Raw genomic sequence first — 1,048 nt, forward strand, 5'->3', positions numbered from 1 at the left:
GCCTCGTCGACCCGGTCTGGGGAGAGTCCAGTGACGAGGGCGCGTTCGGTGGCGTAGTTCACGCTCGCGCTCACCCCCTCCAGCCCATTCAAGGCACGCTCGACGCGGCCCGCGCAGGCCGCGCAGGTCATCCCGGACACATCCAGCTGCACCGCCTCGAGCATCGGCGTGGTGGTCGTCATGTCTCGTTCTCCTCGACGGTTCGGGGCGCGGGACGGGCGGCTCCGCGTGCGGCCAGCTGTTCGAGCATCCGGTTGTACTGGTCGAACTCGTCGTCGCGGCCGGTGTCCAGGTGCCGATCCTTGCGACGGGCATCCTTCGCGTCCTGTCGGGACCATTGGATTCCGAGGGCGATGATGACCAGCAGCAGCGGGATCTCACCCCCAGCCCACGCGACCCCGCCTGCGAAGTACTGTGCGGCGGGCAGGTCTGACCAGGGCAGTGCGAAATTGCGGTAGAAGTCCTCGGCGATGAGCATGTTCCCGGTCATGAGGATCACCCCGAAGAACGCGTGGAACGGCATCGCGGCGAGAACAAAGCCGAGCTTGCCGATGTGCGGCAGAGGACGCGGTGGCCGGTCAACGCCGATCACGAGCGCGTAGAACAGGTACCCGGCGATCAGGAAGTGCACGTTCATCAGCTGATGCGCCCAATGGAAACGCATGAACTCCCCGAAGATACCGGTGAAGTACAGGCCGTAGTACGACCCGACGAACAGGATGAAAACGATCAGCGGGTTGAACACGAACCGCAGCACCGGCCAGTGCAGCACCCACGTGATCCAGTCGTGCGCTCCGGCCGGGCGCGTGGGGTCGGAGCGGGTCGCTCGCAGCAGCAGCGTGATCACGCCGCCGAGCACCAGCAGAATCGGGGCAGCCATATTCAGACTCATGTGCACGATCATGTGCACTCCAAAGTCCGGAGCGGAGTACTTCCCGAACCCCGAGCTGGTGACGAAGACCACCACCGCCCACCCGGCGACCCAGGCGGCCGTCCGCCCCGTCGGCCACGCGTCGCCACGTAGCCGCACACGCCGCACCGCCCACAG

Annotated in this window: 2 protein-coding genes; both read right to left on the reverse strand. The window is 66.3% G+C overall.

Annotated features, from left to right (window positions below; all coding sequences use genetic code 11):
* Positions 1-182, reverse strand: a 182-nt coding sequence (locus DSP71_RS24395; RefSeq protein WP_258546572.1) for a cation transporter, incomplete at its 3' end; no start/stop codon positions are given.
* A complete protein-coding gene (locus DSP71_RS24400; RefSeq protein WP_309472638.1) occupies positions 179-1,039 on the reverse strand; it encodes a cytochrome c oxidase assembly protein in 861 nt (286 codons plus the stop codon). The genes DSP71_RS24400 and DSP71_RS24395, both read right to left, overlap by 4 nt.
* Positions 1,040-1,048 lie beyond the last annotated feature (9 nt).

The organism is Microbacterium sp. H6 (assembly GCF_003314775.1).
GTDB classification, from domain to species: domain Bacteria; phylum Actinomycetota; class Actinomycetes; order Actinomycetales; family Microbacteriaceae; genus Microbacterium; species Microbacterium oxydans.